Annotated in this window: 20 protein-coding genes; 3 read left to right on the top strand and 17 right to left on the bottom strand. The window is 43.3% G+C overall.

Annotated features, from left to right (window positions below; all coding sequences use genetic code 11):
- Positions 1-155: 155 nt before the first annotated feature.
- The 4 genes from hisB to hisG are packed head-to-tail and all read right to left on the bottom strand — an operon-like array spanning position 156 to position 4,476.
- The gene (hisB, locus tag F0145_RS07310; protein ID WP_150087666.1) at positions 156-1,259 is read right to left on the bottom strand and encodes a bifunctional histidinol-phosphatase/imidazoleglycerol-phosphate dehydratase HisB; all 1,104 of its coding nucleotides are present in this window, start codon (positions 1,257-1,259) and stop codon (positions 156-158) included.
- A gap of 3 nt (positions 1,260-1,262) precedes the next feature.
- On the bottom strand, positions 1,263-2,330 hold the full coding sequence (gene hisC, locus F0145_RS07305; RefSeq protein ID WP_150087665.1) for a histidinol-phosphate transaminase: 1,068 nt from the start codon (positions 2,328-2,330) through the stop codon (positions 1,263-1,265).
- 5 nt (positions 2,331-2,335) lie between these two features.
- A complete protein-coding gene (gene hisD, locus F0145_RS07300; protein ID WP_150087664.1) occupies positions 2,336-3,628 on the bottom strand; it encodes a histidinol dehydrogenase in 1,293 nt (430 codons plus the stop codon).
- The gene (gene hisG, locus F0145_RS07295; RefSeq protein ID WP_150087663.1) at positions 3,625-4,476 is read right to left on the bottom strand and encodes an ATP phosphoribosyltransferase; all 852 of its coding nucleotides are present in this window, start codon (positions 4,474-4,476) and stop codon (positions 3,625-3,627) included. Before hisG ends, hisD begins: the two co-directional genes overlap by 4 nt.
- A 103-nt stretch (positions 4,477-4,579) precedes the next feature.
- On the opposite strand from hisG, the gene F0145_RS26125 reads away from it, so the two are divergent.
- Both F0145_RS26125 and F0145_RS07290 read left to right on the top strand, forming a co-directional pair.
- The gene (locus tag F0145_RS26125; RefSeq protein ID WP_190277488.1) at positions 4,580-4,744 is read left to right on the top strand and encodes a hypothetical protein; all 165 of its coding nucleotides are present in this window, start codon (positions 4,580-4,582) and stop codon (positions 4,742-4,744) included.
- 135 nt (positions 4,745-4,879) lie between these two features.
- Positions 4,880-5,749: a DUF2911 domain-containing protein gene (locus F0145_RS07290; RefSeq protein WP_150087662.1), complete on the top strand. Its 870-nt coding sequence runs from the start codon at positions 4,880-4,882 to the stop codon at positions 5,747-5,749.
- On the opposite strand, the gene F0145_RS07285 is transcribed toward F0145_RS07290, so the two are convergent.
- The 5 genes from F0145_RS07285 to mnmA form a co-directional block, all read right to left on the bottom strand.
- A complete protein-coding gene (locus tag F0145_RS07285) occupies positions 5,746-8,187 on the bottom strand; it encodes a TonB-dependent receptor (protein ID WP_150087661.1) in 2,442 nt (813 codons plus the stop codon). The two genes, F0145_RS07290 and F0145_RS07285, sit on opposite strands and share 4 nt — an antisense overlap.
- A 4-nt stretch (positions 8,188-8,191) precedes the next feature.
- The gene (gene rpe, locus F0145_RS07280; RefSeq protein WP_150087660.1) at positions 8,192-8,851 is read right to left on the bottom strand and encodes a ribulose-phosphate 3-epimerase; all 660 of its coding nucleotides are present in this window, start codon (positions 8,849-8,851) and stop codon (positions 8,192-8,194) included.
- Between the two features lie 86 nt (positions 8,852-8,937).
- Positions 8,938-10,608, bottom strand: coding sequence for a S8 family serine peptidase (locus tag F0145_RS07275; protein WP_150087659.1), 1,671 nt, complete (start codon positions 10,606-10,608; stop codon positions 8,938-8,940).
- A 2-nt stretch (positions 10,609-10,610) separates the two neighbouring features.
- Complete coding sequence (locus F0145_RS07270; RefSeq protein ID WP_150087658.1) at positions 10,611-11,306, bottom strand: hypothetical protein; 696 nt, start codon at positions 11,304-11,306, stop codon at positions 10,611-10,613.
- A 3-nt stretch (positions 11,307-11,309) separates the two neighbouring features.
- Positions 11,310-12,416, bottom strand: coding sequence for a tRNA 2-thiouridine(34) synthase MnmA (gene mnmA / locus F0145_RS07265; RefSeq protein ID WP_150087657.1), 1,107 nt, complete (start codon positions 12,414-12,416; stop codon positions 11,310-11,312).
- Positions 12,417-12,642: 226 nt separating this feature from the next.
- Between mnmA and trpF the strand changes: the two genes are divergently transcribed.
- Complete coding sequence (gene trpF / locus F0145_RS07260) at positions 12,643-13,263, top strand: phosphoribosylanthranilate isomerase (protein WP_150087656.1); 621 nt, start codon at positions 12,643-12,645, stop codon at positions 13,261-13,263.
- Between the two features lie 98 nt (positions 13,264-13,361).
- Here trpF and trmB read toward each other — a convergent pair whose 3' ends face one another.
- The 8 genes from trmB to F0145_RS07220 are packed head-to-tail and all read right to left on the bottom strand — an operon-like array spanning position 13,362 to position 23,343.
- Positions 13,362-14,033: a tRNA (guanosine(46)-N7)-methyltransferase TrmB gene (trmB, locus tag F0145_RS07255; protein ID WP_150087655.1), complete on the bottom strand. Its 672-nt coding sequence runs from the start codon at positions 14,031-14,033 to the stop codon at positions 13,362-13,364.
- Between the two features lie 7 nt (positions 14,034-14,040).
- Positions 14,041-15,333, bottom strand: a complete 1,293-nt coding sequence (locus F0145_RS07250) for a bifunctional folylpolyglutamate synthase/dihydrofolate synthase (protein ID WP_150087654.1) — start codon at positions 15,331-15,333, stop codon at positions 14,041-14,043.
- A gap of 22 nt (positions 15,334-15,355) precedes the next feature.
- Complete coding sequence (locus tag F0145_RS07245) at positions 15,356-16,222, bottom strand: energy transducer TonB (RefSeq protein ID WP_150087653.1); 867 nt, start codon at positions 16,220-16,222, stop codon at positions 15,356-15,358.
- A 1-nt stretch (position 16,223) separates the two neighbouring features.
- Positions 16,224-16,628, bottom strand: a complete 405-nt coding sequence (locus F0145_RS07240; protein ID WP_150087652.1) for an ExbD/TolR family protein — start codon at positions 16,626-16,628, stop codon at positions 16,224-16,226.
- Between the two features lie 2 nt (positions 16,629-16,630).
- A complete protein-coding gene (locus F0145_RS07235) occupies positions 16,631-17,344 on the bottom strand; it encodes a MotA/TolQ/ExbB proton channel family protein (protein ID WP_190277487.1) in 714 nt (237 codons plus the stop codon).
- 1 nt (position 17,345) lies between these two features.
- Positions 17,346-18,557: an HU domain-containing protein gene (locus tag F0145_RS07230; protein ID WP_150087651.1), complete on the bottom strand. Its 1,212-nt coding sequence runs from the start codon at positions 18,555-18,557 to the stop codon at positions 17,346-17,348.
- A 1-nt stretch (position 18,558) separates the two neighbouring features.
- The gene (locus tag F0145_RS07225) at positions 18,559-20,280 is read right to left on the bottom strand and encodes a TonB-dependent receptor (protein WP_150087650.1); all 1,722 of its coding nucleotides are present in this window, start codon (positions 20,278-20,280) and stop codon (positions 18,559-18,561) included.
- Between the two features lie 3 nt (positions 20,281-20,283).
- Positions 20,284-23,343: a tetratricopeptide repeat protein gene (locus tag F0145_RS07220; RefSeq protein WP_150087649.1), complete on the bottom strand. Its 3,060-nt coding sequence runs from the start codon at positions 23,341-23,343 to the stop codon at positions 20,284-20,286.
- Positions 23,344-23,505: the final 162 nt, after the last annotated feature.

The raw sequence follows: 23,505 nt of genomic DNA, 5'->3' as shown, positions 1-23,505 counted from the left end.
TAGTTAGCTATTAGTAGTTAGTTTTATTATTTCTCTGGGAAAGAACTAAAAACTAATTACTAACCCTAATTTGCTGGCAGTTAGTGATTAGAAATTAGTTTTGATATTTTCCTGAACCAAAACTAATAACTAATTACTAACTACTAATTACTAAATTACAAAACTCCTTTGGTACTGGGCAAAGCCATATTGGTAACATCGCGGGCGACGGCCATTTTAATGGATTTGGCAACGGCTTTAAAGATAGCTTCTATTTTATGGTGCTCGTTAGCGCCTTCGGCTTTTACATTCAGGTTGCACTTGGCGGCATCACTAAACGATTTGAAGAAGTGGTAAAACATTTCGGTGGGCATATCGCCAACTTTTTCACGTTTAAACTCGGCATCCCAAACTAACCACGGCCGACCAGAAAAATCAATCGCTACCTGAGCCAGTACATCATCCATGGGCAATAAATACCCATACCGGCTGATGCCCATCTTATTTCCTAAAGCCTGACCGAAAGCTTCGCCCAGAGCAATAGCCGTGTCTTCAATGGTATGGTGTTCGTCGATGTGCAAATCGCCTTGCACTTGAATTTCCATATCAGCGCCGGAGTGTTTACTCAGCTGCTCCAACATGTGGTCGAAGAATCCCAAACCAGTATGAATTTGCATATGGCCTTTGCCGTCGAGGTTCAGGTTTACTTTTATTTTGGTTTCGTTGGTGTTCCGGATTACTGCAGCAGTACGGTCAGGTAACCGCAGAAACTGGTATATTTCGTCCCAGGAGGTAGTGGTAAGTGCTGCCCGATCATCGGCACTTTTACCTAAAAATATACTTTTGGCCCCCAGGTTTTCGGCTAATTGAATATCCGTTAAACGATCGCCGATTACGTATGAATTAGCTAAATCGTAAGTTTCGGCAAAATAAGCTTCTAACATGCCAATAGCTGGCTTGCGGGTAGGCAAATTTTCGTGCTCAAAACTCCGGTCGATGTGAATATTGCTGAAAGTTATGCCTTCGCCTTCCAATATTTCGAGCATTTTGTTTTGGTACGGCCAGAAAGTTTCTTCGGGATAAGAGCTGGTGCCTAAGCCGTCCTGGTTCGTAACCATTACAAAATCGTAATCCAGCTCAGTTTGTATTTTATATAAGTTGCGGATAACGCCGGGGTAAAAACTAAACTTCTCGAAAGAATCAACCTGAAAATCGGTAGGTGGCTCTAACAGGATGGTACCATCCCGGTCGATAAATAAAACTTTCTTTTTACTAGTCATTATTTATTTAACTAAATCTTTTTCTCCGTAAGCTTTTAAAGCTTCTACCAGGGCTTTGTTTTCGGTAGCGGTGCCAACTGAAACCCGCAGGCAATTATAACAATTAAGCTGGTTGGTGCGGTTGCGTACCACTATGCCTTTCTGCAGCAAATAATCATATATCTTATTTGCATCCGTCACCTGAATAAGTAAGAAGTTGGCATCAGAAGGATATATTTTCTGAACCACCGGTACTTCTTTTAAGGCTTCCTGCAAATATTCGCGGCCATGATTTATTTCGGAAATCATGCCGGGTAATAAGTCGGCGCGTTGCAGGGCTTCCAGGGCAATCAGTTGGGTAGCTTCGCTTATATTATAAGGTGGCTTAATTTTGTTCAGGAAATTAATAATCTCCACAGAGGCAAAGGCCATTCCTAAACGTACCGCCGCCATGCCCCAGGCTTTGGAAAAAGTTTGGAGCACCACCAAGTTCGGAAACTCGGCCAGGCGTGTGGTCCAGCTTTCTGCATTGGCAAAATCAATATAAGCTTCGTCCACTACCACCAAACCGGCAAAGTTCCGCAAAATATATTCAATGCTTTTGGGGTTAATCAGGTTACCGGTTGGGTTGTTGGGCGAGCACAAAAATATTATTTTGGTGTTGGCATGAATCTGCCCTTGCAGTTTGCTGATTTGAACCTGAAAATTTTCGTCGAGACCAATGTGCCGGAGAAAAATATCGTTCAGGTTGGCGGCCACATCGTACATGCCGTAAGTAGGGCCAAAAGTTAATATTTCATCGTGACCCGGTTTGCAAACCAGCCGGATTAATAAATCGATGGCTTCGTCGCTGCCGTTGCCCAGGAATATTTGGTTGGGCTCCACGGCTTTAATCAGCGCAATTTTAGCTTTTAATTTCCGCTGGTAAGGGTCCGGGTAACGGTTAAAAGATTGGTTTTGGGCCAGGCTGCCCAGGTTATTCTCGTTGGCATCAATGTATATGCTGGCTTCGCCTTCGAACTCATCGCGGGCCGAAGAGTAAGGTTTCATGGCCAGAATATTAGACCGCAATAGTGTTTTTATATCAAACATAATATTTATAAACTTTCTAATTGCTTTAACCGGATGGAGACTGCATTTTTATGGGCATCTAAACCTTCGGCAGCCGCCATAGTTTCTACGGTATTGCCTAACTGCTGCAAACCCGCCGCCGATATTTCCTGAAAAGTAATTTTCTTCACAAAGCTATCCAGCGAAACGCCGCTGTAAGCCCGGGCAAAACCATTGGTAGGCAATGTGTGGTTGGTACCGGAAGCATAGTCCCCAAAAGATTCGGAACTGTAATTACCTAAAAACACCGAACCGGCATTCATTACTTTATCGGCTACCTGCTCATAATTTTTTACGGCCAATATTAAATGCTCCGGCGCGTATAAATCCGAAAAGGCCAGCATTTGGTTTACATCGGCTAAAACCACCCCTAAACTATTATTTAGTGCTTTTTGAGCTACTTCCCGCCGAGGCAAAACGGCTAATTGGGTTTCCAACTCTACTTCTACTTTCTGAATTAAACCTTCCGAATCAGATAACAATATTACCTGCGAGTCTGGTCCGTGTTCGGCTTGCGAGAGTAAATCGGCAGCTACAAAAGCCGGGTTAGCGGTTGCATCTGCCATTACCAATACTTCGGAAGGACCGGCCGGCATATCAATGGCTACTCCCAGTTTGCCTACTAATTGTTTAGCTACTGTTACGTATTGGTTGCCCGGACCAAATATTTTGTGAACGGCCGGAATATTTTCGGTACCAAAAGCCAAAGCCGCAATGGCCTGCGCGCCGCCCACTTTTAAAATGCGGTTAATACCTAATAAATGAGCAGTATATAATATTGCCGGGTGAACGGAGCCATCTTTGGCCGGGGGCGTGCATAAAATAATACTGCGGCAACCTGCCAGTTGGGCCGGAATACCCAGCATCAAAAGCGTAGAAAACAAGGGGGCCGAACCACCCGGAATATACAAACCTACTTTATCAATGGGAACACTTTTGCGCCAGCAAGTAACACCGTTTACAGTTTCAACTTTCCGGATTGGCTCGCGTTGCTGCTCATGAAAAGCTTTAATATTTTGCGCTGCTTCCTGAATGGCCGTTTGTAAAGCTGTTGGCACCAAGTTACCGGCAGCAATAATTTCAGCATCCGTAACCCATAAATCAGTTAGGCTTACGCCATCAAATTTTTGAGTAAGTGCCTTAACCCCGGCATCTCCTTCGGCTTTTACCTGGTCAAAAATGGCTTGGATGGCGGGCTCAATAGCGGCTAGTTGCTGAACCGGTCGCTGCGTCAGGGCGGGCCATTCGGCCGGAGCAGGATAAAGTTTTTTCCGGATCATAAAATCATTTTTTCAATCGGAACTACCAGAATTCCCTGGGCACCGGCTTCTCTTAATTTTTCTATGATTTCCCAGAAATCGTCTTCGTTTACCACCGAGTGCACCGAACTCCAACCTTCTTCGGCCAACGGCAGAATAGACGGTGCTTTCATGCCGGGCAACAATGATTTTATGGTAGGGATTGCCTCGTTGGGCGCATTCAGCAAAATATATTTAGCCTTTTGGGCCTTACGTACCGATTGAATCCGGAACACCAGTTGATTTAGAATTCTGGTTTTTTCAGCCGATAATTCCTGGTTTGAGATTAGAACTGCTTCGGACCGGAAAACACTTTCTACTTCGCGTAACCCGTTGCTGATTAAAGTACTGCCAGAACTCACAATATCGCAGATGGCATCGGCCAACCCTATACTGGGTGCAATTTCTACCGAGCCGCTAATGGTATGAATATGGGCTTTTACGCCTTGTTCGTCTAAATAAGCTTGTAATAAATTAGGATAAGAAGTAGCCAGGTTTTTATCTTGTAAATCCTGAATATTGCGGTACTCCGCCGCTTTGGGAACAGCAATAGATAAACGGCACTTAGAAAAACCAAGCTTCTGAATAGACAATTGCTGTTTTCCTTCTTCTACCAAAACGTTTTCACCCACAATGCCAATATCGGCTACGCCGTCGGCCACATAGCCCGGAATGTCATCGTCCCGCAGGAATAATATTTCGAGCGGAAAATTAGTAGCCTCGGTTTTTAATTTAAGCGAACTGTTGATAAAAGAAATGCCGCACTCCCGAATCAGGTTTAAAGAATCTTCACTTAACCGGCCGGACTTTTGAATAGCTAAACGGATCATGTATTATAAAATATTGTCAAAGATATAACCCAAACACGAATGTTGTGCTTAAAAAAGAGGAATAATCCCGTAAGGAGATTTTGAGTATAGTTTATTATTCCTCGTGGCAGGAATGATGATGGTAAAAGCAATGCAAAAAAGAGGCTGGGCTGCCGGGAAATCCTTCGGTAGATACGATAGAGGGAATATTTCTTTTGCGGTTGCTCATTATGCCGCCAAAGGTAAACGGTTTTGCCGAATTTCAAAAACAGATAAAGCTAAAGTTTAATTTTTTAGGAAAATTTGTACATAATGCCATATTTTTGTAAATACATTTAAAACTTGGAGCATAACTGGCATAATTTTTTCCTGTTATTCAAAACAGGCCTTTGCCACCCTAATTATTAGTTTTGAGAAAGAAGATATGAATAAGCACCTGTTTACGACTTTGCTTTTCTGGATATGTTGTAGTTATGCCTTTGCGCAAATCCGGTTGCCGCAGGCTAGCCCCGAAGCAGTAGTTTCCCAAACCATTGGCTTAACCGATATTACGGTAACCTATCATACGCCAGGGGTAAAAGGCCGGCCGGTGTGGGGCAAATTGGTTCCTTACGGGCAAGTTTGGCGGAGCGGGGCCAACGAGGCCACCATTATTTCTTTTTCTGAAGATGTAAAAATTAATGGTCAGGATTTGCCGGCCGGTACTTACTCGTTTTTTACGTTACCCGAAAACGAAACAAACTGGTTTGCAATATTTAATCGCAATACCGAATTATGGGGAACCGATGGCTACAAACCGGAAGAAGATGTTTTACGGGTACCGGTTAAACCAGAAGCTGCTCCTTTTCACGAGACTCTGCTGTATTATTTTTCGGATATTCAGGCCACCGAAGGCCGCCTGAATTTAGTTTGGGAAAAACTTAAAATTCCGTTTACCATTACGGTAGAAGTATTTAATAAAACAGTAGCCACTTTAAAAGAAGATTTAACCCAGGTAAAATCCGACGATTGGAACAGTTACGCCCAAGCCGCTCAGTTTTTAATTCAGAACAACAAGCAACACGAACTGGCCCTGCAGTGGATAAATAAATCAATTAAAATAAAAGAAAATTTTTATAATAACTGGTTGAAGGCGCAATTGCTGGCCCAAAAAGACGAATACGAAGAAGCTATTAATTTAACCAAAAAAGCTTTAAAGCTGGGCAATAAAGAAGATAAAACCTTTACACCGCTAAGCCACGAAATGGAACGCTCCCTGGATGTTTGGAAAGTTAAAAGGCACAACCGGGATTAAAAGCGGGTAATAAATCGCAAATTCAGCAACCGCGACGATAAATAATTAGGCACGGCGTAAGTAATCTGGTTTACATCCTGCACATAATTATAAGATACCACATTATTGGTGGCCAGCAGGTTTAATACTTCCAAACCCAGCCATAAACTTTCCAGACCAAATTTACTTTCGTTATCGTGCCGCAAGGTAATTAATTTAGAGAAGCCAATATCTACCCGCTTGTAACCCGGCATATTATAATGGTTGCGGATACCTTCTATGCCGGGCGGACTAAAAGGCAAGCCGGTGCCATAAACCAGGTTCAGGTTCATTTTTACGGTAGGGTCGTTGGGTAATTGGTCCTGGAAAAATATTCCTAAGGTAACGCGTTGGTCGGTTGGCCGCCGGATATAACCCAAAGGTTCGCGGCCAATTACATTCCGGGTCTTTGGGTCGTAAATATTAGCAGAATCGCCGGCAATATTTTCCCGCGCCGACATAATGCCCAAACTAAACCACGATTCGGCGCCTTTAATAAATTCCCCGTTAATGCGGGTATCAAACCCAACCACATACGCCTTAGCGTTATTTTTGGCGTAATACCGCAGCCGCACATTGTCTACTTCGTACGGAATTACGTTGGTCAGGTACTTGTAATAAGCTTCGGTAGTTAATTTAAAATCGCGGTTCCAGGCTTTAAACCGGTATTCGTTGCCCGCAATAAAATGCACCGACTGTTGGGCTTTCAAATTCTGGTTCAGGTCACCAGCCAGGTCGCGGAGTTCGCGGTAAAAAGGTGGCTGGTGGTAAACACCAACTGCAAATTTAAAAGAAAGCTGCTTGTTATTGGGTACTACAAACGCATACTGCACGCGCGGACTAACTGTTAGATCTTTATTATAACTCCAATAGTTGGCCCGCACCCCGTAAGTAAGGGTTTTGCCACCTGCCCAGCGCAGTGTTTGCTGGGCATAACCGCTAAACCGGTCCGAATTCAAGAAAATATTTGTTTTCAGTACATTTCTGATATCTACAAAATCAGCCGAATCTACAAACCGGTACTCATCCAAAATATCCTGCAAACGCTCGCGGCTCCATTTTAATCCCCATTGCACCTGATTCCGGTTATTTAGCTCCCAAATATGGCGGGTTTCCAGCGCAAAAATACGGGCATCTAAATTATTGCGGGCGTAATTATACTCGGTACCGGCATCGCGCTGCTGTACGCAATTATTAAAATCCGGGGAGTTCGGGTCCAGGTCAATATCACAGAAATTATAACCAGCTTCTATGTTGCGCAATTCCCGCTCCCGCGACAGCAAAGAAGAAATAATAAAATGAGCCGTGTAAGCATCATTAAACCGGTGCTGTAAATTCAGGCCACCCTGGTAAGCATCATATTCCATCCGCTCTCGCCCTTCGTAAGCTACCCGCAGCCGCACGTACTGGTTAACGGTGCCAAAAGTAGTTTCGCGTAAGCTGGGAATTACTAAATATTTATTGCGGGCCAAACTACCCACAAACCCCAGCGTAGTACGTTCGGGATTATCTTTTTTACCTAAGTTTAAGTTAAAGTAACCTTGTATATCGCCGAACCGCGGCTGGTAATTACCACTGGTTTGCAAGCTGCGGTTAAACAGCAGTTGGGCATTTTTGTAACGGGTACCCACCAGGTAAGTAAATCTTTTATTGCGGGTAGTTCCTTCCAGGTGCGCTGCACCACCCAACAAACCACCCGTAACTGAACCAGCAAAGTGAGTAGGTATTTTATAATCAATATTTAAGACCGAAGATAATTTATCGCCGTATTTCGGCTGCCAACCGCCGGCCGAGAATTCAATATTATCTACCAGGTCGGGGTTAATAAAACTTAAACCTTCCTGTTGGGCATTCGAAACCAGAAAAGGCCGGTATATTTCAATGCCATTTACATAAACCAGATTTTCGTCGTAATTGCCGCCACGAACCGAGTAAGTAGAAGATAATTCGTTGTTGCTAACTACACCGGGCAGGGTAACTAATATTTTGTTAAACTCCCCAAAAGGAGTTGGGAGTTGCTTGGTAACGCGTGGTTCCAGGCGGGTAATGCTTACTTCATCGCGGGCATTATTGGGGTTGCGGCCGGTAATGGTAACGGTTTGTAAAGCAGTTGTATCGTTGGTCAGCAGCACGGTAATATTGCGCTGTTCGCCGGCTTTTAACTTTAAATTTACTTGCTGTTCTCTGTAGTTTATATATTTGATTATAAGTACTATATCCTTATCAGCCGGAACAGAAAGTTTAAATATTCCCTGAGCATTGGTAAGGGTACCGGTAGTGGTGTTTTTAATCCCCACCGAAGCAGACTCTAAGGGAGTTTGATTGGGGGCGACAACTTTACCGGTAACTGTAGCTTGCTGGGCAAAAACCCGAAATGAAAATAATAAAAGCAAACAACAGGTAAAAAGCTTCGGGTGCATTCAACTAAGATTTAACCTGATTTTTAAGGGCCGAAATGGTTTTTAAAGGCTCCGACGAAGAAAACACAAAATTACCGGCTACCAAAACATTAGCTCCTTCTTCAATTAACGCCGGTGCATTCTGCAGGTTAACGCCCCCGTCAATTTCAATTAAGGCGCTGGAGCCGCTTTCCCGGATTAAACTTTTTGCTTCTTTTACCTTTTGGAAAGTGCGTTGAATAAATTTTTGACCGCCGAAACCCGGGTTAACCGACATAATAAGTACCAGATCCAAATCCTGAATAATTTCGGATAAAACTCGAACGGGCGTGTGCGGATTCAGGGCCACGCCGGCCTTGGCACCGGTGTCTTTTATTTGTTGTACGGTGCGGTGCAAGTGCGTACAAGCTTCGTAATGCACCGTAATATTATCGGCACCTGCCGCCCGAAACTGATCTACGTAGCGGCCCGGCTCCTGAATCATTAAATGCACATCTAAAACCTTTGTAGCATATTTTTTTAACGCCTCCAGCACCGGAAAACCAAAAGAAATATTAGGTACAAACACCCCATCCATTACATCAAAGTGAATCCACTCGGCTTCGCTTTGGTTAAGCATGTTTACTTCGGACTGAATATTGGCAAAATCGGCGGCTAAAAGCGAAGGCGCAATAATAGTGTTCACGGGAATTTGTTAATTAAGCTGGTTTTTAGCTTATGCAGCTAATATTTGTATTCAGGAATCTTAATAAGTATGCCTACTTTAAACGTTTAAATTTTTAAAAACTTAAAAGTAGTTGGTCCATTATTCCCGGCAATTACACAGTTATAAATACCCGGCCCCAACGAAGAAATATCTACTACTACATTGCGGCTGACCGGCGTAGTTGTAATTACTTCTTTTACTACTTTTTGAGCAATGGTATTGTAAATAGTAACGAAAATCCGCTGATTTACAAATTCTTTACTCATTAGAATCTGTAATTGGTTATTCTGCACCGGATTCGGAAATATTAAAGACTTATTTTCTTCTTCCTGCGCTAACGCATGGGCTCTGGTGAAATTAGGAATACCATAACCCAGCAGAAAATCGGGTTTGGAGGCTTGCGAAGCGGTTCGTTCGAGGTATTTTATTACCTGCATATTGGTAAGCGTGGGGTTAGCCTGCCAGAAACCAACTGCCAAACCACACAAAATGGGTCCGGAAAAAGAAGTACCATTAGCTCTTACTACTTGGCCGCCCGGCGAAACTACGGCCGAGAGCAATCCTTGGGCTACCAAATTAGGTTTAATCCGACCATCGGCAGTAGGACCAACCGAACTAAAGCCGGCGCGCCGCCCCAAAGAGTCTACAGCCCCTACACTAAGAATTGAATCGGCATCGGCGGGTGCGCCAATGTACCGCCAGGATTTATTGCCCTCGTTGCCGGCACTGTTTACTACCAGCATTCCGGTAGCAGCGGCATAATCAGCGGCTCTGGTAATAATAGCGGTGCTGCCGTTTAAATCGTTATAAGTATAACTGCGCGAAGGGGCATCAAACGTGGTATAGCCTAAAGAAGAATTAATAACATCTACCCCGGCGCTATCGGCAAATTCGGCGGCCAGCAACCAGTTTACTTCTTCTATGTTGTGCTCGCTGCGCGTATCTTCGGTAATAAATAAATAATAATTGGCTTTATAAGCATTGCCCACAAAACTACCGGGTTGGTAAGCGGCCAGAGTAGATAATACATTGGTGCCATGATTATCTTTTTCAAAAACATCCTGGTTTTTATCTACAAAATCGTAAGTAGCTTTTAAGCGGTTTTCTTCGAACAAATGCGTAAAAGCGGGTGCGCGATCTACCCCAACAAAACCACCATCAAACACGGCCACGTGCATGCCCTCTCCCCTAAAGCCAGCTTCGTGCATTTGTACTACACCCAGCATATTAGCCTGGTTGTAAGCCGCTCCGTAAGTTTGCCGGTCGGTATTAGTCCGGCGATTGTTTAGATTAGCTGGTTTGGGCGCAGCATTTCCGTTCCGGATGGTAACCGTATTGGTATTACGACGGCTTAAGGTTTGGCCATTTTTAACAAAAGGCAGCTTCACCAACTCCTTGTAAACACTGGAATCGCAGAATACTACGGCTGCATTAAACCAACGGGATGCATATAAAACCTCCGCACCCTTGTTTTTGAGGCCAGTAGTATAAACCGGATTTACGGGTAAATCGCGGGGAGTAATATTTAATTGTTGTTTATGCCGGCGGCTAATAGCTCGGTCAGATAAATATTGCTGCGGATTATCCAGTGAATACGGCGAATTAGCTTTATCCCGGAAATAAATCAGGTGTTTACGGGGCTGTCCGCCAGATTGCGCAACTACCGGCAGGCATAACCCAATGCCTAGTAGTAAAGAGAAAAGAAATTTCGTAATATCACCTTTCTGACACGTCATTATTAATCCGCTGCGTAAAAAGTATTTAATTTATAAACTCGCTGGAGGCCCTTAGCTACTCTGGTGGGGTCCGGAATATTCTCTGGCGCTTTTTGGGCATATTCGTACAAGGTAAATTTCTTATAAACCAGCCCCACCTTGTAAGCATAAACTTCTTTGCGGTCGTCCAGCGTAACCAAGTCGGGTTCGCCTTGTATTACCGTTACAGTAGAATCGTAGCGAATATTATTAAGAGTAAACGGCTGATTTACAGTATTAAAGGCATAATCATCTGCATCCAGAATATTAAAAGCATTGGTATCCCAAAATTTACCTTCTTTCACCGGAAACACCAGGCTAATTGTTATAAAATTATTCTGGGTTCGCCTAACATTGGTTGAAGATTTGTTAATTGAAACCAACGTATCGTTACCCCAGGTAGCATCGGCATTATTTCTCCGGGAGCGGATTACGCGGTAAGTTTGTTCGTTCGCGGCGTTTTGGAAAACCGATTCAACCAATTCCCGCACCTGGTATTTGGTTGAATCGTATTGGTTACTAATAACCTTGGTTTCCGTAACATCATAAATCCAGTAATTGCCAACTTTAATCGGGTAATATTCTCTCCCGATTTCCGCTTCAGTGGTACTAATAACTTCTTCTGAACACCGTGTAAACAGCAATACTACCGTTAATCCTAAAAGCAGGTTTTTAAGCATAAATTATTCTGCGTTATAGCTACGTTCAATCCAGCCGCCGCCAATTACATCGTTGCCTTCGTAAAAAACAGCCGCCTGGCCCGGCGCAATAGCATGTACGCCTTCTTTAAATTGCACCAGCATTTTATCTTCAACCTGCTCAATAACCGCGGGCGTACCACCATCGTTATAGCGCACTTTGGTAACCGTTTCGGTTGGTTTACCCCATAAATCGGCGTATTTGCTCAGGTTAAGCTTACCTACGGTCATGGCGTTTTTGGCTAAATCGTTGTAATTGCCCAGAATTACGCGGTTTTTATCTTTTTCGATGCGGGTTACATAAGCCGGGAAGCCCAGCGCCACACCTAAACCTTTGCGTTGACCAATGGTGTAAAACGGATAACCTTCGTGTTTACCTACTACAGTGCCGTCTTCCATTACAAATTCTCCACCGGCAACTTCGGCTTCTAAACCGTTTACGCGGCGCTTTAAAAAGCCGCGGTAATCGTTATCCGGAATAAAACAAATTTCATAAGACTCCGGTTTTTGTACCAATTCGTGAAATCCTCTTTCCAGAGCCATTTCCCGAATCTGCGTTTTTCTTAAGTTGCCCAACGGGAACAAGGTCCGGCTTAAACTTTGCTGCGAAATCCCCCACAAGGCATACGATTGGTCTTTGTGCTCATCTAACCCTTTGGAAATAACAAAGCGGTTATTTTCTTCTCTTAAATTGGCGTAATGACCGGTGGCAATAAAATCACAATCCAACTGATCGGCCCGGCGCAGCAAAGCATCCCATTTAATGTGGGTGTTACACAACACGCAAGGGTTCGGCGTCCGTCCCGCAATATATTCGTCGGTAAAATGGTTAATTACAAAATCGCCAAATTCTTCGCGGATATCAATAATATAATGCGGAAAACCTAAATTTACGGCAATATTCCGGGCATCGTTTATGGAATCGAGGCTGCAGCAACCTGTTTCTTTGCGGTTCCCCCCCGAAGAAGCATAATCCCAGGTTTTCATCGTCATGCCAACCACTTCGTAGCCTTGCTCGTGCAGCATTACCGCCGCCACCGACGAATCTATGCCGCCGCTCATTGCTACCAGTACCCTACCTAACTTACTCATCTATTTTTAATCTAATTTATTCAAACAAAAACTTCTGCAAATATACCAACAACGATTGAGCAATATAGGTTTATCTCTTTATTTTTAATTTTTAACAGCAATCTTTTAAGTAAAACAGGAGTAAAAAGAATAATATTTACCGGAACCAGATAAAGCATTACTTTTACCTTTGCTCTTAACAGACAGATATTATTCAGGTAATACTTTAACTTCTTACCATAAAAGCATGAATTTAAAAACCTTAGTAGCCGTTAACAACATTAATAATTTAAGCGATGCCCGCTATTGTGCGGGTATGGGCGTAGATATATTAGGCTTTTGTTTAAGCGAAGGAAGTCCGGGTTATACCGCACCCACTGCGGTTAAAGAAATTGCCGGCTGGGTATCGGGCGTAAAACTTGCCGGCGAATTTTTAGATGAACCTGTAGATTTAATTAACGAAGTAGTTGATGCCTGCGGTTTACATTTGGTGCAACTAAACCAGCCGTATTTGCTAGACGATATTGCAACCATAAAAGTACCGGTTATACAGCGGGTAACTATTAATAAAGATTCCGACCAAAGTCAACTGGTTGATTACTTTCGGGTTTACCACAACCAGGTGCGTTATTTTTTAATAACCACCAACGATTTTAGCAGCATCGACGAAACCAATATTCCATTTCTGGCCGATTTAGCCAGGAGCTTTCCCATTTTATTAGGCTTTGGCATTACGCAAGAAAATGTTTTAAACCTGTTGCAGGAGATAAATCCGGCCGGCATAGCTTTGAAAGGTGGCCACGAAATTAAACCCGGCCTGAAAACATTTGATGAATTAAGCCAAATTTTAGAAGAACTGGAAGATTAACTTTCGAGCTGGGTTAAAAAACAAATAGTCATTTTATTATATAAATGGCTATTTGTTTGCAGAATTGGCCTTATGAAAAACCAGAACTCTAATATTTATTAATTTTTAGTAGTGCCAGTATTGGTATATTGTAAATATTTAATAGGCAAACCTTCGGCTAAAAACCGTTTTTCGTAGGTAGTCTGAATATTAAGCGTATGATGCTGTAAATCGGACGCATACAGATCATAAGTGTAAATGAAGCCCTCGGGGTTACGTTCTTGCAGCAACTCCAGCGTATATTGAAAAAGCTCCAGGTTATCGGTTTTAAAATGAATAAGGCCGCCGGGTTTTACCAACGACTCATATAAGTTGAGATAGCGCGGGGAAGTAAGCCGTTTTTTTACATCACCTTTCTTGGGTCGGGGGTCCGGGAAAGTAATCCAGATTTCGCTTACTTCGCCGGGAGCAAAGTTTTCACCCAAGTGCTCAATAAAATTTCTTAAGAAAGCTGCGTTGGTTAAGCCGTTTTCTTCGGCAATGGTGCTGCCTTTCCAAAGCCGCGAACCTTTAATATCTACTCCAATAAAATTTTTATTCGGAAATAAATTGGCCATTCCAATGGTATAATCGCCTTTGCCGCAACCTATTTCCAAAATTAAATCGTGGTTATTGCCAAAGAATTCTTCCGACCATTTTCCTTTTAAGCTGGTAAATAATGCCTTACCATTTTCAATTACATTTTGCCTTTCGGCAATTACCTTAAAACGTTCTAATTTAGATCTTCCCATTTATCAATTACAATCCTTCAAACTCAGCAACTACAAAAGTGCTGCCGCCAATAAAAATAACATCTGCCGGAGCCGCAACCCGCTTAGCCGCTTCGTATGCCAAATTCACATCCGGATAGGCTTCTCCGGTTAAACCAATTTCGCGGGCCATAAGTGCCAATTCCGGGGCCGGCAAGGCCCGGGGCAAATGTGCCTGACAAAAATAATAGTTATATTCCGGGGGTAATAATTCCAGTATTTTAGTTACGTCTTTATCTTTAACTACCCCAAAAACCATGTGTACCGCCGGGCGCTTTAAACTTTTAAGTTGCTGAATTATTTGTTTAATGCCATCTTCGTTATGACCAGTATCACAAATAGTTAAAGGCTCATGCGAAACCACCTGCCAACGACCTTTAAACCCGGTAATTTGGTTTACATTGGCTAAACCTTCTTTTAAAGCCGCTTCTGATATTAAGAAACCTTTCTCGCTTAATATTTGAATAGTTTTAATAACCCCAGGTAAATTAAAGATTTGGTAATTACCGGCTAAACCTAATTCTAGGTTTGGGTATAATAAATTATTGTTTTGCTTAACGCGAAAATATTGGCGACTGAGTTCAATTTGCAAAGGTTCAATTGCAATCTCCTGGTCGGCGAAATGCAAAGGTGCTGCTTCTGCTTCGGCCTTTTTGGTAAATACATCCGCAATTTCGGGTTGCGTTTTGCTGATTACAGCCGGAATATTTTTCTTGATAATGCCGGCTTTTTCGGCGGCAATAACAGCTAAATCGTTGCCGAGTATATTTTGGTGATCGAGGCTGATGTTGGTTATCAGGGAAACCAGCGGGGTAATAATATTAGTAGAATCTAAACGGCCGCCTAAACCAACTTCCACTACAGCTATATCTACCTGAACATCGGCAAAATATTTAAAGGCTAAAGCCACCGTCATTTCAAAAAAAGAAGGTTTAATTTTTTCGAAAAGCGGAATATTTTCTTCTACAAACTTTATTAAATAATCAGCCGGAATATCGGCACCATTTACTTTAATGCGCTCGGTAAATTCTTTCAGGTGCGGCGATGTGTAAAGACCAACCCGATAGCCGGCACTTTGCAGCACGGCGGCCAGCATATTAGAACTGCTGCCTTTGCCGTTAGTGCCCGCTATATGCACACAAGGAAAATTATTTTGCGGATTACCCACGGCCTGGCAAAGCGCAATGGTATTATCCAGGTTTTTAGTTAAAGCGCTGCTTCCTACCTGCTGAAACATAGGCAACTGCTCATACAAGTAAGTAAGGCATTCCTGGTAAGTCATTTTAGAAACCCAGAAGGGTATATTAGCGGGAGCGGATAATGAAAGTTATGGTTCCGGTAGCACCCTTATCGGTAGAAGCGCTGGCGTTGGTCCGGCTGAAGGACGTTTTAAATACTTCGTCACGGTACCACTTTACTACCTGCGGTGATACATTGCTTTCTACTACCTGTACGGTTTCAATATTACCATCCGAATCTATGGTTATCCGGAATTTAACGATACCACTTTCGTTTTCGTAAGGATCGTCTTTTGGTTTAAGATCGTAGCGCCAGCCAGGCATTTGCAAACTAGGACCACCACCCCCGCCACCCGGTTTGCCGTAAAGGTTTTTAGCTTCCATTTTTCCTTCCGGGTCGCCTTTGTCGCCTACAGCACCTTTGTCGTCGCCGTTGTTGTTACCCGTAGGGCGATTGCTGGTACCAGCGGTTCCGTTGCCGGCACTATTGGTAACTGTTTTTCCCGGATAAAGAGATTTAGGTTTTTCTACAACTTTTACTTCTTCTTTGGGCGGTTCCGGCTTAGGTTTTACTTCTTCTTTTTTAAAAGCTACCGGATTCTCGTTATTAGTTGTTAAGGCTTGCTGCGGCTCGGCTTTTACCGCTGTTTGCACAGGTTCTACTACCTCAGGTTTAGTAGGTGTAGGCGCTTTGGTTGGCGGACGGCTATCTTCGCGGTTAGGTGTTTCATTAGCAACCGCCGTACTCTGTACATCGCCGCTGCCGGTAGCATCCATGCCAAAATTTAATTCAATGCCAAACTCCGGTAATGGCGGATCCGGAGCCCGCCAGGCCATAATATAAAATAATAGCAATAACAGTAAGGCATGAAATGCAAGACTTACGGCTAAAGCAATTTTTCTATCTTTTTGTTCCTGACTGGTTTCTAACATTTTATTCAGTTGGCAAAGTTGCCAAAGTTACTTTTGCTTTTAACTCGGTGGCAATACCTGCTACTTTTACCAAATATTCTACCGGCACCGATTTATCTACGTGTAATACCACAACACCTTCTCCCCCTTGGGCGGTTCCGGCTAATAAGTTTTTTAACTCCGCTTCAATATTTTCGAATGCCATGGGCTTATCATTTACGAAATATTGCAGGTCTGGGGTAATGGTAACGCTAATCTTCTGCATAACAATGGTAGAAGATTTACTAGATGGCAAATTAACCGGCAACCCCGAAGGCGTTACAAAATTGGAAGTCAGCATGAAAAATATCAATAACAGAAAAATAATATCTGTCATCGACGACATGCTGAACTCCGGGTTAACTTTATTTTTAGAACGAAAATTCATGCTTATAACTGTGGCTCCTGTAGTAAATCCATAAACTCAATGGCGCTGTACTCCATGGCATGCACAATTTTATCGATTTTGGACACTAAATAATTATAACCTACATAAGCTGGTAAACCAATAATCAGGCCGGCCGCTGTAGTTACCATAGCCTCGTAAATACCGCTGGATAATAATTTAGGACTTACCGAACCTTCGGCCTGCGCAATGGCAATGAAAGCCTGAATCATACCGGTTACAGTACCTAAGAAGCCCAGCATGGGGGCCGCCCCTGCTACCGTTGCCAACGTAGATAAGTTTTTTTCCAGATTGCTAACTTCAATTTTACCCACGTTTTCAATAGCGGCTTCAATATCTTTTAACGGGTTACCCAACCGCGAAATACCTTTTTGCAACATGCGCGAAACCGGTGTATTGGTTTGGGCACATAATAATTTAGCGCCGTTAATATCGCCGGCCAGTACCATGTTTTTAATCCGGTCTACAAACCGCATCGAACTAGCTGCCTGCGCCTTTTTTAAAGACAACAACCGTTCCACAAAAATATAAATACCCACTATAGACAATAACAACAGCGGTATCATGGCCCACCCGCCGGCCATTGCTAAATCAAATAACGAAACAGATTCGGGCGCGCCGGCGGCTCCGGTGGTGGCAGCCGCTGAATCGGCTGGGGTGGCAGTAGTGGTAATTTGTAAAAGCAGGTTAAGCAACATGTTAATATTTAAGTATCCAGATGTTTTTTCCGTAATTTATTTTAAGCTTGGGTAAGTAAACTAAGGCTTCTTCTTTTGTATTAAAATCAGCAATAGATACCCGATACAACTTGCTATCGCCAAAAGGGAATATTATCCGTCCTTGGGCGCCGTACCGGTTAGCTACTTTGCGGCTATAATCGGCTTTGGGTAAAGTAGAATAGCCGCCGGCAATTACATAGTACCGTTCGGTAGTTTCTTTAATATTAATGCCCAATTTTTTTGCGGGAGCTACCGCCGTTGCAGCAGGTGATGCCACTTCTTTGGTAGTTACAGTTGCATTAGTAGCCTCAATTTTATTGAGTGCCGCAGTATTGCTCTTGGTTGCTGTTTCGGCAGAAACAATATTTTCGGTAGCTGGCAGCACTTCCGGCGTAGATTCAGCCGGCGCTGTAGTTGTTATTTCGGTTGTTTGGGAATTTACCAGATTTGGACTTTCCGAAGCAGGTTCTTCAGGTGCAGAAATCGGTTCTTCAGCGTAGGTTTCGGCAAATTGTTCTGCTAATGATGCTGGTTTAGGCGCTACCGTATTGGCCGCAATATTTAATACGGCAAATGGGTTTAAAGAGCTTTGGCTGTACTCGTTTTGTAAAGATAAAACGTAAAGGGCCGTGCCGCTTAAACCCGCAATTACCATAATAGCGGCTGTATCGTACACTTTCCGTAACCTTCTACGCCAGGTTAATTTGGTAAGCGGTGCCGGATGCTCGGTTTTCTTGTCGTGGAGTAAGCTGCGCAGGTTGTTGGTAGCAACGGCTGTTTCGAGGGGCCTTGCTATTAATTCGGGCAAGCCAAAGCTATCTTCCAGGAAATTATCGGCCGGTACGTAATCAAACTCCAGTTTTTGCGCGGCATTATACCGGAACAACCCAATTCCTTTTAGTTCGTGCCGTTGGTTCTGCAGCAAAGAGGCCTGTAATTGCCTCACAAAGGTAGTTACTTCGGCTTGGGCGGCTTCGGTAGTTAATTTCCGGTCGTACGCCAACGTACTAATGAGCAGGCCATCGTTCAGCTTTAGCTTTTCGTTAAACGCAATGCGCTTAGACGGTGCCGCCAAAGTATTTTTTACCGGATGAATACGAGCCGGCGCATAATGGGTAATTAAGCCGCCAAAATCCGGAATAATTACGCAATCGTGCTCAAATAATAATTTATGAATATGCTCCTCTACCATATTAGAATATATATGATGCACCAATTATCAACTGCAAGCCTTTGTTAGGATAATTTACGAACCGTTGGTACTGGTTGCCCAGCAGGTTGTTTCCCATTACAAATGTTGAAAATTTATTCGAGATTCTATAATCTACTTTTAAATTTAAGTCGGTAATGTTATCCGTCTCTTTCAGCACGGGCCGGTAAATACCTTCCTGGTCGAGCCGGAAAACCTGCCCGTAGGTGCGGCTAAGATAATAAAGTTCGGTATGGAAATATATTTTATCGTTGTAATTATAACTACCAAAAATATTAGTCTGGAAAGCCGGGCGGTGGAAAGGCTTAGCCAATAAATCGGGGGTATATTTATTAATTTCGGTTTTAAAGCCTAACCGGAACCGCTCTGAGTATGTGTAAGACAACTCTCCTAAAAAGTTTATGACTTTGGTAGTACCGTTATCGTAAACCAAATCAAACTTAGTAGAATCGGTTTGGCTCGCGTTATAAAAAGCTAAATTGCGGAAGCTCTGGTAACCGGCCCGGGCCGTAAATTTAAGGCCACTCCCCAAATTACCGGTAAAACCGCCGTAAAAATCCAGAATTTTGTTTTCATCGGCTACCTGCACATCTTCGTTCAGAAACGGATTTTCCTGGGTTAAATCGTGTAGCGTCACCCGTTTTAAATCGCCTTCTACGCCGGCAAATAATTGAAATTGGTCATCTACAACTTCGTACCCAACTCTTACCGATGGGTAAAAGTTAAATTTACGGGCGTTGTTTACTTCGTCGCCGGTATAAGCAATTACAGCTCCCAACGATAAGCTTACCAAATCCGAAACACTTTCGTAAGATGGCCGCAACCGGAAATAACCGCGGTTTACCGAAGCTGAATCTTTATAGCCCACAAAAGAGGCTTTAGCATCTACCTGAATTTTTGCGGTTTCGTCTAACTCGTAACCTACGCCAATATTGGTTAATATATTAGATTCACGCGCACCGTAACGGTTGGTAAAATATTTAAATCCTATGCCGCCCTGGTACTGCAACTCGCTTTTAGAAACCTTGTTGTTAAAGAATATATCGGCACCAACCCGGTTAAACACTTGCTTAATCGTATCGCGGTCAACATCTTCAAGCGCAGGATGATAACCATAAAAATTATACCGGTCGTGGTTGTAGTACAGGTTGCCGCCTACGGTTAAATCGCGCGTGTACGACTCGGCATTAAATTTAATTTCGGAATTAGTAGCGCCGGAATTGCGACCATCAACGGGGCCTTTACCCGAACCCACGTGGCTTACATCGGCACCGTAAGCATATTGGTTATCGCGCTTATTATGGAAATAGCCTTTAACATAAGCGGTGCTGTAATTGCCCAAACCTACTTTTAAATAATTGCCGTTTACCTGCGTTAAATCTTCTTGCTTAATGGTTAATACCCGCAGGGGCAGGTTTAAATTATTAGTGGTTAACCGGTAATCGGCAAAGCGGTAATTAACCTGGCGCGGTTTTTTTTCGGGCGGCGGAATTCTTAGTTTCTCAAAGTTGCGGGTAGCTTCGGGCAATTCGTTCACCCGGTTTTTTTCTACTACAATTTCGGCATCTTCCAGTTTGTTTTTTTCGCCCCAGCCCGTTTGCTGCGCGGCCAAGGGCAAAGACCAGAAAACACCCAGGCTGCAAAACGTTATAAAACTTATTTTTTTCAGGTTATTATGCATATTCAGTTTATTGGCGCTGCGCATGAATTACTTACTTTTTTTTACCTCGTTGGTGCTGGTGCTATCGGGCGTAACGGCCGGGGCTGTAGTCGGTGCATCAATGGCTGCTAATTTGGCTTTTGCTTCGTCTACCAGTTCTTTAATAGTAGCATTTTCGATAATGGAGTTTAAAGTTGCTTTCGCCTGGAACATTTCTTTCTGCGCCACATAATTATCGGCAATTAATAAGAAAGATTTTACCAGCAAGTAATCATAATTGGCAAAGGTAGTTCCTACTTTTTGCGCCGCATCCAGCGATTCTTTGTACTTGTTTTGCTTGTAATAAATTTCAGCAATAGCATATTGCGCTTCAGCGCCGTTGGCATCGGTAGCCGAAGTAGCCGTGGCCGTAAATTGTTTTAAGGCTTCGTCGAGGTTACCCTGGCCGTAAGTAGCTTTGGCTTTATACAACAAGCCGGAGTTGTACGCATTTAAAGCAGCATTTCCCTGGGCAATTAGTTCATCGGCCACTTTAGCCGTATTGGCAAAATCGTTTAGCAAATAATAGCTGCGCATCATGCCCATCAGCGCGTTGGCTTGTTCGCGTTTATTAGCCGATACTTCGCTTAACTTGCTATAATATTTAATGGCTTCGGCGTAATTTTTACCATCAAACTCCAGTTCGGCGGTCCGCTGCAGAGCGCGGTTCATGTATTCTGTCTGGTTTTCGGCTACTACTTCTCTAAATTGCACCAGCGCCACATCTTTCTTGTTCGATTTTAAATAAGAATCGGCCAGGAAATATTTAGCATCGCCGGCGAAAGTAGTATTGGGGTACGTTTTAATATAATTTTCCAGTTTGGTAATGGCCTGTGCGTATTTCTCGTTGAAGTACAGCGTCTTAGCTGCTTCAAATTCAATACTTTCCAGAGCATTACTTTGCGGGTTAGCCGCCCGGAACCGCGCAATATAAGGTTCCAGCCCTTCGGTCTGGTTATTGGCCGTCATGGTTTCCTGTAAGCTCAGCAACGCATTGGAGGCAATTTTAGAAGACGGATATTCATCCAGTACCCGCTTAAAATCCGCAATGGCTTCGTTCGGCTTTTTCAGGTTATTGTAGGCCAAACCTCTTTTTTGCAGCGCGTACGGTACCAGGCGGCTGGAAGAGCGGTTTTGAATTAAATCGGTAAAGCCCGAAATAGCAGCGGCATAACTGCCAGCTTCAAAATCCAATGCTGCTTTCTGGTAAACACCTTCATCGGCGTACTGCGATTTCGGATATTGGGTTAACAACGTGCGTAGGCTTTGGGCGGCTTCTTCGCGTTTACCTGTTAGGCCATAAATTACGCCTTTCTGAAAATAAGCATAATCCCGATCCTGGGCATTTTGCGTAATGGCTTGGTCGTATAAACTTAAAGCCTGCGCATAGTTTTTGGCAATATAATAACAATCGGCTAACCGGATAATGGCATCGTTCAGGTAAGCCGGGCTGCTTTTGGCCGAATTATCGTTGATGTAAGCGGCAAAATGCGTTTGGGCTTTATCGTACTGCTTGGTGTTGTAATAAGCGTAGCCAATGCCGTAACGGGTTTTGGGGTAATATTCGGTTTTATTGGCATTGGTAGTCCGGAATACCGCACCGTAGCTGTTAATAGCATCGTTGTAGCGCTGGGCAAGCGAATAAGCTTCGCCTTTCAGGAAATGGCTGGCGGCTTTTAATTCGTTATCGTAAGGATGTTGCAACGATTTATCCAGTAACTGTACGGCTTCCTGAAAACGGCTATCGTTAAATAATTTAACGCCTTGGTAATAAGTTACCCGCTGGTAGGTCTGGTTAATGCGTTCGCTGCGGCTGCTCAAGCTTTCGATGTGCCGGATGGCTTCGGCGTAATTATTGGAGTTCAGGTACGACTCACTTAAAATATCATCGGCTTCAGAAGCAAATTTCGACTTGGGGAATTTCTTGTTAAAATCCGCCATAGCATTAATTACTTCACTAAAATTGCCGGTTTCGTAGTTTAGCTGGGCGTACTTAATGTAAGCCGCTTCGGTAATTTGCTTATCAAACTCCTGCCGGCGGGCCTGGTCGAAAGCGGTTAAAGCAAACTGCGGATTTTTTTCTTTCAGGTAACTTAAACCTAAATGGTAAGCGGCATTCTGGCCCAAAGCATCTTTTTGCAAGGCCACATTTTTGAGGTAATTAATGGCGTTCTTAAAATCGCCTACCTTATAATAAGAGAAACCAATTTTGTACTCCAGGTTATTCTCTATGTCGCGCTTACCTTTTACATACTCGTTAAAGTAGCGGTTAGCATTTTTATAATCGCCCTGCTGAAAATAAGCATCGCCTACCAAAGCCCGAATTTCATCGGCGTTTTGTGGCAGTGGTTTATTTTTTAGCACGCCTTCGCCGTACGAAATCACTTCTTTTAAGTCGCCCTCCCGGTAAGATATTTGGGTGAGCATGTACGGCACAATTTGTTTATAGGCTTCGTTTTTTTCGGCTTCTTTTAAATCTTTTTTGGCACCAGCATAATCGCCGTCCTGGTAAGCAATATAACCGGCGTAATAATTAGCCGCGTAAACATAATCGTGGTTTCCGGTTTTGCTGCGGTCAAATAAGGGTTTGGCTTTTTTAAAATCTTTTTGCGCGAAATAAGAATAAGCTAGTTTAAACTCCGCTTCTTTGGCCTGTTTGGTATCCAGCTTATTAGTTGGTACTTTCTCCAGGTATTCAACCGCTTTGTTGTAATTCTTTTTATTAAAATAGAACAGGCCGAGTTCGTAATAGGCCAGCGAAGCTTTTGGGTGCGCCGGGTAAGCACTGGCAAAATCCAGAATCAGGTTTTCGGCATTGTTATGCAATAAATATAGGCCACTTACCGCATAGTAATATTGGGCATCGGCCGTTTGGGTAGCATCGTGCTGCAAGCTAACGTATTTGGCAAAAGCCTGCTGTGCGGCACCGTACAACTGGCGATCGAATAATTCCAGCCCTTCCTGATAATACCGTTCCTTAGAAGTAAAAGCTTGCTGATGCTGGGCTTCGGCCCAATGCGTGCCCCCTACCAAAGCCGATGTAATAATTATTTTATGGAATTTGTTCATACCAATAGTTATGACCTGTGTCCTTCCGGAACTACTTGAATCGTCAAAAATAATAAAAATTAGGTTGTAGAGAAGTAGTTTTAAGCCGGAAAATAGATTAAGTAGCGAATATAAATATATGGCCTGAACTTACCGCAATAACTAAACCGGCTGCTGCTACAT

The sequence above is a fragment of the Adhaeribacter rhizoryzae genome, from assembly GCF_008629685.1.
Lineage (GTDB): Bacteria > Bacteroidota > Bacteroidia > Cytophagales > Hymenobacteraceae > Adhaeribacter > Adhaeribacter rhizoryzae.
The sequence above is the reverse complement of the archived record's forward strand: the minus strand, read 5'-3'. Positions and strand labels throughout refer to the sequence as shown.